This window comes from Azospirillum sp. TSO22-1 (assembly GCF_003116015.1).
GTDB lineage: Bacteria > Pseudomonadota > Alphaproteobacteria > Azospirillales > Azospirillaceae > Azospirillum.
This window is the reverse complement of the sequence record NZ_LGQZ01000129.1, coordinates 24,338-33,034: the sequence shown is the minus strand read 5'-3', so window position 1 is coordinate 33,034 and position 8,697 is coordinate 24,338. Positions and strand designations below refer to the sequence as shown.

Genomic DNA, 8,697 nt, shown 5'->3' with positions numbered 1-8,697 from the left:
CGACGCTCTGCGCCAGGGCCGGGGAAGCCGAAGCGGCCGTTCCGGTCAGCGCGGCGCCGGCGGCCAGAAAGCTGGAGCGCAGGAAGTCGCGCCGGCCCCGGCTCACCTGCGTGATCTGCTCGCGGCTCAGGAAGTTCTCCGGCGCCCGCCGGAGACGGTCACCGGACGGTCCGGCATCCCGGGCGAGCGCCGGGGTGCGGGGAGTGCCCTCGCTCACGGTTTCCTCCACATAGGATTTCTGCGCGGGCCGGCGGCTTAACCGTCCTTACCCGCATTGTTTGTGTGGGAAAACTATAAGCGGAGACTGATAAACCCGCCATCGGGGCGAACCCGGGGCGGACCAAGGGTTAACCCTTGGTCCGCCCGAAGGACCCCGTCAGGCGGAGACGGTCTTCTGCGTCTGCACGCCCAGGCCCTGGACGCCCAGCTTCATGCTCTGGCCGGCGCGCAGGAACACGGGCGGCTTCTGGCCCATGCCGACGCCCGGCGGCGTGCCGGTGGAGATGATGTCGCCCGGCTGCAGGCTCATGAAGCGGCTGAGATAGCTGACCAGATGCTTCACCCCGTACACCATGGTGCGGGTCGAACCGTTCTGGTAGCGCTTGCCGTCCACCTCCAGCCACATGTCGAGGGCCTGCGGGTCCTCGACCTCGTCGGCCGTCACCAGCCACGGGCCGACCGGGCCGAAGGTGTCGTGGCTCTTGCCCTTCACCCACTGGCCGGTGCCCTCCAGCTGGAAGGCGCGCTCCGACACGTCGTTGACGATGCAGTAGCCGGCGACGTGCTTCAGCGCGTCCTCCTCGGAGACGTACTTGGCCGGCGCACCGATGACGACGCCCAGCTCGACCTCCCAGTCGGCCTTCTCGGAGCCGCGCGGGATCTCCACGTCGTCGTCGGGGCCGACGATGCAACTGGTCGGCTTCATGAAGACCACCGGCTCCTTCGGCACGGGCATGCCGGATTCGGCGGCGTGATCGGCGTAGTTGAGGCCGATGCAGACGAACTTGCCGACCCGGCCGACGCAGGGCCCGAGGCGCGGCGTGCCCTGAACCAGCGGCAGCGACGCCGGGTCGATCCCGCGCAGCCTGGCCAGCCCGGCGGGGGTCAGCGCGTCGCCGGCGATGTCGTCCAGCGTACCGGACAGGTCGCGGATGCGGCCCTCCGCGTCGAGCAGTCCGGGCTTCTCCTGGCCCCTGGGGCCGTAGCGCAGCAGCTTCATGGTGTCTCTGTTCCCTTTGGTGTTTCTACAGCGTCCAGCCACCGTCGATAACGTGGATCGCCCCTGTCGTGAAGGAAGACTCGTCGGAGGCCAGGTATACCGCCAGCGCGGCGATCTCCTCCGGCCGGCCCAGCCGGCCCAGCGGTTGGCGGGCGATGAAGGCGGCGCGGGCCTTTTCCAGGTCGCCCTGTGCGGCGATGCGCTCGTCCAGCGAGGGGGTCTGCACGGTGCCGGGGCAGATGGCGTTGCAGCGGATGCCCTGGGTGATGAAGTCCGCCGCCACCGACTTGGTCAGGCCGATCACCGCCGCCTTGGTGGTGCCGTAGATGAAACGGTTGGGGGCGCCTTTGATGCTGCTGGCGCCCGAGGACATGTTGACGATGCTGCCGCCGCCCGCCTTCAGCATGGCCGGCAGAAAGGCCTTGATCATCCGGTACATCGACTTGACGTTGAGGTCGAAGGCGAAGTCCCACTGCTCCTCGGTGCACTCCAGCACCGTGCCGCTGTGCACGAAGCCGGCGCAGTTGAACAGCGCGTCCACCGCGCCGACCTCGGCCGCCAGCGCGTTCACCGCGGCGTTGTCGCGCACGTCGAGCCGGTGGACCTCGATGACGGGGTTTTCCTTCGCCAGCGCGGCGAGCGCCGGCTCGTTGATGTCGGTGGCCAGAACGCGCGCCCCCTCCGCCGCGAAGGCCAGCGCCGAGGCGCGCCCGATCCCCTGCCCCGCCGCGGTGATCAGCGCGGTCTTTCCCTTCAGTCGGTCCGCCATGGTTCCTCCCAATCGTTATCGAAGCCCTTCTCCCCTTGAGGGAGAAGGGTTGGGATGGGGGGTCGTAGCCGCCGGCAGGCGGCGGAAGAGACGGGCCGGCTTCCGCCGGCGCACCCCTCACCCCAACCCCTCTCCCTCAAGGGGAGAGGGGCTTGAAGGTGCTAATACGTCGCCCGGCCGCCGCTGAGGTCGAAGACCGCGCCGGTGGTGAAGGAGTTCTCAGCCGACACCAGCCACGCCACCATCGAGGCGATCTCCTCCACCTGCACGAAGCGGCCGCGCGGGATCTTGGAGAGCATGTAGCCGATGTGCTCCTCGGTCATCTGCTCGAAGATCCGGGTGCGGGCGGCGGCGGGGGTGATGGCGTTGACGGCGATGTCGTGGCCGGCCAGCTCCTTGCCCAGCGACTTGGTCAGCGCGATGACCCCGGCCTTGGCGGCGCTGTAGGCCGAGGCGTTGGGATTGCCCTCCTTGCCGGCGATGGAGGCGGTGCAGACGATGCGGCCGTAGTTCCGCGCGATCATCCCCGGCACCACGGCGCGGCAGCACAGGAAGACGCCGGTCAGGTCGATCTCCAGCACGCGGCGCCACTCCTCCGGCGGGTATTCCCAGACCTTCAGGTTGGGGCCGGAGATGCCGGCATTGGCGACCAGGATGTCGATACCGCCGAGGCGCGTGGTGGTCTCGGCCAGCGCCGCGTCGACGCTGGCGGCATCGGTGACGTCCGCGGCGACGGCGTGCGCCGCGGATCCCAGCTGCGCCGCGGTCTGCCCGGCGAGGGCGGCGTCCTGGTCCCAGAGCGCGACGGTGGCGCCGGACGTCAGCAGCCGTTCGGCGACGGCCCGTCCGATGCCCTGGGCGCCGCCGGTGACGACGGCGCGCCGGCCGTCGAGGTCGATGCGGTTCATGCTCTCGCTCCTAATGGGATTCGCGCGGCACCGCGGCGCCGCGGCAGCCGACGAGGAAGTCGAAGTCCGCCCCCTTGTCGGCCTGCATCACGTGCTCGACGTACAACGACTGGTAGCCGCCCTTCATCGCCGGCTCCGGCGGCGTCCAGTCCTTCCGGCGGCGCTCCAGCTCGGCGTCGGAGACGTGCAGGTGCAGGGTGCGGGCCTCGACGTCCAGCTCGATCTGGTCGCCGTCGCGCACCAGCGCCAGCGGGCCACCGGCCGCCGCCTCCGGGCAGACGTGCAGCACCACCGTGCCGTAGGCCGTGCCGGACATGCGGGCGTCGGAGATGCGCACCATGTCGGTGATGCCCTTCTGCAGCACCTTCGGCGGCAGGCCCATGTTGCCGACCTCGGCCATGCCGGGATAGCCCTTGGGGCCGCAGTTCTGCAGCACCATCACGCAGGTCTCGTCGATGTCGAGGGCCGGGTCCTCGATGCGGGCGTGGTAGTCCTCGATGCTGCTGAACACCACCGCGCGCCCCCGGTGCTTCATCAGGTGCGGCGAGGCGGCGGAGGGCTTCAGCACCGCGCCATCGGGCGCCAGGTTGCCGCGCAGCACCGCCACGCCGCCGTGCTCGACCAGCGGGCGGTCGAAGCCGCGGATGACCTCCTCGTTCCAGTTCTTGGCGCCCTCGCAGTTCTCCCAGATGGTGCGGCCGTTCACCGTCAGCGCGTCCCTGTGCAGCAGCCCCTGCTCGCCCAGCGCCCGCACCACCGCGGGCACGCCGCCGGCGTAGTAGAAGTCCTCCATCAGGAAGCGCCCCGATGGCATCAGGTCGACCAGCGTCGGCACCTCGCGGCCCAGCCGGTCCCAGTCGTCGAGCGACAGCTCCACCCCGATGCGGCCGGCCATGGCGATCAGGTGGATGACGGCGTTGGTCGATCCGCCGATGGCGCCGTTGACGCGGATGGCGTTCTCGAAGTTCGCCTTGGTGAGGATCCGGTCGAGCGTCAGGTTCTCGTGCACCATCTCGACGATCCGCCGCCCGGCCATGTGCGCCAGCACGTTGCGGCGGGAGTCGGCGGCCGGAATGGCGGCGTTCTGCGGCAGGCCGAGGCCCAGCGCCTCGACCATCGACGCCATGGTGGACGCCGTGCCCATGGTCATGCAGTGCCCGACCGAGCGCGACATGCACGCCTCGGCGTCCATGAAGTCCTCCAGGCTCATCTTGCCGGCCTTGACGTCCTCGCTGAACTGCCAGACCGCAGTGCCCGAGCCGATCAGCCCGCCGCGGTAGTGGCCGTTCAGCATCGGCCCGCCGGACACCACGAGGGTCGGCAGGTTGCAGCTGGCCGCCCCCATCACCAGCGACGGCGTGGTCTTGTCGCAGCCGCACAGCAGCACGACGCCGTCGATGGGGTTGCCGCGGATCGACTCCTCGACGTCCATGGACGCCAGGTTGCGGAACAGCATGGCGGTCGGGCGCAGGTTGGTCTCGCCCAGCGACATCACCGGGAATTCCAACGGGAAGCCGCCGGCCTCCAGCACGCCGCGCTTGACCCGCTCGGCCAGCAGGCGGAAGTGCGCGTTGCAGGGCGTCAGCTCCGACCAGGTGTTGCAGATGCCGATCACCGGACGGCCGTCGAACATGTGGCTGGGGTGGCCCTGATTGCGCATCCAGGAGCGGTGGATGAACCCGTCCTTGTCGTGCCCGCCGAACCACGCCTGGGAGCGCAGCTTTTTCCGTTCGGTCATCGAATGGTCTCCTTGGCGTTGCGGATGTCCTCGGCGGCGTGGTCGAGCAGGTCGCGCATCGCGGCGCGCGCCGCCTCCGGGTCGCGGTCGCGGATGGCATCGAGCACCGCGCGGTGGCGTGGCATCGAGCGCTCGTGCGCGCCCGGCGGCATCTTCGACAGGCGGAAGCTGGCGCTGAGCGCCGCGCGGATCAGCGCGCCGAGCGGGCGCAGGAAGGCGTTGTGCGTCGCGTCCATGACGGCGAGGTGGAAGCGCACGTCCGGTTCCACCGAGCTTTCGATGTCCGGGGCGCGCTCCATATCGGCGTAGGCGGCGGCGATCTCCGCGACCTCCGCCGCGCTGGCGCGGCGGGCGGCGAGCGCCGCGGCGTGCGGCTCGACGACGCGGCGGATCTCCATGAGGTCTTCCGCCACGCCCGGCAGGTCGGTGCCGGCGCACTGCCACGCCAGCACGTCGGGGTCGAGCATGTTCCAGTCCGTGCGCGGGCGGACACGGGTGCCGATCTTGGGCCGCGCCTCGACCAGCCCCTTGGAGGCCAGCACCTTCACCGCCTCGCGCAGCACCGTGCGGCTGACGCCGAACGAGGCGCCCAGAACCGCCTCCGACGGCAGCAGCGCCCCTGGCTCATAGCCGCCCCCGGCGATGCGCGCACCCAGGTCCTGCACCACCCGCCCGTGCAGGTTGCGCCGCGATCCCAGGCTGGGGGCGGGGGCGTCGAGCATGTCACTCCTTCACCGCGCCGGTCATGCTGGCGACGTAGTGCTCGACGAAGAAGGAATAGAGGATCGCCACCGGCAGCGAGCCCAGCAGCGCCCCCGCCATCAGCGAGCCCCAGTGGTAGACGTCGCCCTCCACCAGCTCGGTGATGACGCCGACGGGGACGGTCTTCTGCTCGGAGGACTGGATGAAGGTCAGCGCGTAGATGAACTCGTTCCAGCTCAGCGTGAAGGCGAAGATGCCGGCGGAGATCAGCCCGGGCACCGCCAGGGGAAGCAGGATCTTCACCAGGATCTGCAGGCGGGACGCGCCGTCCATCAGCGCGCATTCCTCCAGCTCGTAGGGGATCGAGCGGAAGTAGCCCATCAGCAGCCACGTGCAGAACGGGATCAGGAACGTCGGGTAGGTGAGGATCAGCGCCCACTTGGTGTCGAACAGCCCGTAGGCGAACACCATGGAGGCCAGCGGGATGAACAGGATCGACGGCGGCACCAGATAGGCCAGGAAGATCGCCAGCCCGACGAAGCGCGCGCCCTTGAAGCGCAGCCGCTCGATGGCGTAGGCGGCGCACACCGCGCAGAACAGCGACAGGACGGTCGACACCACCGAAACCAGCAGCGTGTTCAGCAGCCACTCCGGATAGGCGGTGCGGAACAGCAGCTTCTCGATGTTGGCCAGCGTCGGGTGCGCCACCCAGAACGGGCTGAAGTTCTGGAAGTCGTACAGCTCCTCGTTCGATTTGAACGAGGTGATGCCCATCCAGTAGAACGGGAACAGCAGCACGAACAGGAACAGCAGCAGCGGGATGTACACCGTCACCCAGCGGCGCGGGATGGACGTCAGATAGTCCATGCCGTCGGCGGGCGCCTCGTCTTTGTTGCGCGCCATGGGGTCCTCCTCAATCGCCGCCGCCCTGTTGCCAGCGGCGGCGTTGCAGGCCGAAGTAGCTGAACAGGATGGCCGCCAGCAGGAACGGGATCATCGACACGGCGATGGCCGCGCCCTCGCCCAGGTTGCCGCCGGGGATGGCGCGCTGGAACGAGAGGGTGGCCATCAGGTGCGTGGCGTTCAGCGGCCCGCCGCGGGTCAGCACGTAGATCAGCTGGAAGTCGGTGAAGGTGAACAGCACCGAGAAGGTCATCACCACCGCGATGATCGGCGTCAGCATCGGGAAGGTGACGAAGCGGAAGCGCTGCCACGGCGTGGCGCCGTCGATCACCGCCGCCTCGTACAAGGACGGCGGGATGGTCTGCAGCCCGGCCAGCAGCGTGATCGCCACGAACGGGATGCCGCGCCAGATGTTCGCCATGATGACGCTGGCCCGCGCCCACGCCGGGTCGCCCAGGAAGTTGATGTACTTGTCGATCAGGCCGAGCCGCACCAGCGCCCACGAGACGACGGAGAACTGCGGGTCGTAGATCCACCAGAAGGCGATGGCCGACAGCGCCGTCGGCACGATCCACGGCAGCAGCACGATGGCGCGCAGGAACGCCTTGAACGGCAGGTGGTGGTTCAGCAGCAGCGCCAGCCAGAGGCCGAGCGCGAACTTGAACACGCTGGCGACCACCGTGTAGAGCAGCGTGTTGAAGACCGACAGCCAGAACACGCTGTCGGTCCACAGCATCTCGTAGTTCTCGAGGCCGATGTACGTGCCGCCGCGCCCGACCCGCGCGTCGGTCATGCCGAGCCAGACGCCGAGGCCCAGCGGGTAGGCGAGGAACAGCAGCAGCACGGTGGCGGCGGGCAGCATGAACAGCAGCCCGAGGAACCCGCGGCTCTCGCCGAAGCGGAAGCGGTGGGCAGCCAGCGCCTTGGAGGAGGTGCCGTGGGCCTTGGTGTCGACGTACATGGCGGCCTCGAAAAGGCAGAACAATCCCTCCCCCGCCCCGGCGGGGGAGGTTAGGAGGGGGCAGCGGCTTCCGGGGAATGCCGTAGCCCCCACCCTCCCGCGGCGATGCCGCGGGTCCCTCCCTCCCCCGCCGGGGGCGGGGGAGGGACTAGGTTTGCTAGGTCTTGTAGTACCGCATGACCCGCTTCTCGGCGCGGGCGGCGGCGTCCTTCGGCGACTGCTGCCCCGAGGCGGCCTCGGCGAACATGTTGACCACCACGTAGTCGGCCATCGCCGCCGCCGAGGCCGGCCCCAGCTTGCCGCTGTAGCCGTTCCACAGCATGTTCTTCACCGTGTCGCGGTACGGCGTGTGCTTGGGATCGACGGTCCAGATCGGGTTGCTCTCGTACGCGGCCAGGGGCTGGGTGACGTAGCCGATGGCGGCCTGCTGCCAGGGCTCGTACTGCTCCTTCTCCATCATGAAGCGCAGGTACTCCTTCGCCGCGTTCGGGTACTTGGAATACTTGAACACCATGCCCTGGGTGAACAGGTGCAGCTCGGTCGGCTTGCCGACCGGGCCGATGGGCATGTTGACGTGCTCGATGTCCTTGGCCATCGCCTGCATCGCCGGGTCCGGCGAGTTCTTGGCCGAGTAGTAGACCGAGATGCCGTTGGCGGTGACGCCGATCTCGCCGGCCAGGAAGGCCTTGTTGTTGTTGGGGTCGAGCCAGGACAGCGTGCCCGGGATGAAGGTCTTGTAGAGCTCCGCCACCCATTCCAGGGCGCGCACCGTCTCGGGGGAGTTGATGGTGACGTTGTTGTTGTCGTCCACCATGCGGCCGCCGAACGCCCAGAGGATGCTGTGCGTCCAGGTGTTGCCGTCGCCCACCGCGTTGCCCAGCGCGAAGCCGGCCGGGTGCCCCTTGGCGTGCATCGCCTTGCAGGCCTTGAGGAAGCCGTCGGTATCGGTCGGCATTTTTTCGAAGCCGGCCTCCTGCAGCCAGGATTTGCGGTAGACGATGCAGTTGCCGGCGGCGCCGACCGGCAGCCCGATCCATTTGCCGTCGCGCATGCCGTAGCGCTTCGGCGCGTCGTACCAGCCGCCGTACTTGGCGCCCAGATACTCGGCGAGGTCGGTCAGGTCCACCAGCTTGTCCGGGTACTGGTGCGGGTCGTCGAACCAGCCGAAGATGATGTCCGGCCCGGAGCCGACGTTCGCCGCGACGGCCGCCTTCGGCCGGATGTCCTCCCAGGATTCCGCGTCGATGCGCACCTTGATGCCGGTGGCCTTGGTGAACTTCTCGGTGTTCGCCATCCAGCCGTCCTCGTCGCCCTGGACGAACTTCTTCCAGCGCAGCACGCGAAGCTCGGCGCCCTTCTCGGGCTCCAGCTTGAAGTCCGCCGCGAAGCTGCTTGGGGCCAAACTCAAGGCCGACACCGCGGCGCCCGCCTTCAGAACGTCGCGTCTGGTGAACTCCATGACCGTCCCTCCCTTGGTTGGGTCGCCGGCTCCGCCGG

The 8,697-nt window shown here is 69.0% G+C and carries 9 protein-coding genes; all 9 read right to left on the bottom strand.

What is annotated here, in order from left to right; all coding sequences use genetic code 11:
- On the bottom strand, positions 1-217 hold a 217-nt coding region (locus TSO221_RS28200), incomplete at its 3' end, for a hypothetical protein (RefSeq protein ID WP_199229661.1).
- A 159-nt stretch (positions 218-376) separates the two neighbouring features.
- Positions 377-1,219 (bottom strand): ureidoglycolate lyase, encoded by an 843-nt coding sequence (locus TSO221_RS28195; protein ID WP_109121833.1) that lies wholly within the window; start codon positions 1,217-1,219, stop codon positions 377-379.
- A 25-nt stretch (positions 1,220-1,244) separates the two neighbouring features.
- A complete protein-coding gene (locus TSO221_RS28190) occupies positions 1,245-1,988 on the bottom strand; it encodes an SDR family oxidoreductase (RefSeq protein ID WP_109121832.1) in 744 nt (247 codons plus the stop codon).
- 161 nt (positions 1,989-2,149) lie between these two features.
- On the bottom strand, positions 2,150-2,896 hold the full coding sequence (locus TSO221_RS28185) for an SDR family NAD(P)-dependent oxidoreductase (RefSeq protein WP_109121831.1): 747 nt from the start codon (positions 2,894-2,896) through the stop codon (positions 2,150-2,152).
- A gap of 10 nt (positions 2,897-2,906) precedes the next feature.
- Positions 2,907-4,634, bottom strand: coding sequence for an L-arabinonate dehydratase (gene araD, locus TSO221_RS28180; RefSeq protein WP_109121830.1), 1,728 nt, complete (start codon positions 4,632-4,634; stop codon positions 2,907-2,909).
- Positions 4,631-5,356 carry a FadR/GntR family transcriptional regulator gene (locus tag TSO221_RS28175; RefSeq protein WP_109121829.1) on the bottom strand — a complete coding sequence of 242 codons (726 nt, stop codon included), beginning with the start codon at positions 5,354-5,356 and terminating at the stop codon, positions 4,631-4,633. Before TSO221_RS28175 ends, araD begins: the two co-directional genes overlap by 4 nt.
- Position 5,357: 1 nt before the next feature.
- A complete protein-coding gene (locus TSO221_RS28170; protein WP_109121828.1) occupies positions 5,358-6,239 on the bottom strand; it encodes a carbohydrate ABC transporter permease in 882 nt (293 codons plus the stop codon).
- 10 nt (positions 6,240-6,249) lie between these two features.
- On the bottom strand, positions 6,250-7,200 hold the full coding sequence (locus TSO221_RS28165; RefSeq protein WP_109121837.1) for a sugar ABC transporter permease: 951 nt from the start codon (positions 7,198-7,200) through the stop codon (positions 6,250-6,252).
- Between the two features lie 157 nt (positions 7,201-7,357).
- Positions 7,358-8,659 carry a substrate-binding domain-containing protein gene (locus TSO221_RS28160; protein WP_109121827.1) on the bottom strand — a complete coding sequence of 434 codons (1,302 nt, stop codon included), beginning with the start codon at positions 8,657-8,659 and terminating at the stop codon, positions 7,358-7,360.
- Between the last annotated feature and the right edge of the window lie 38 nt (positions 8,660-8,697).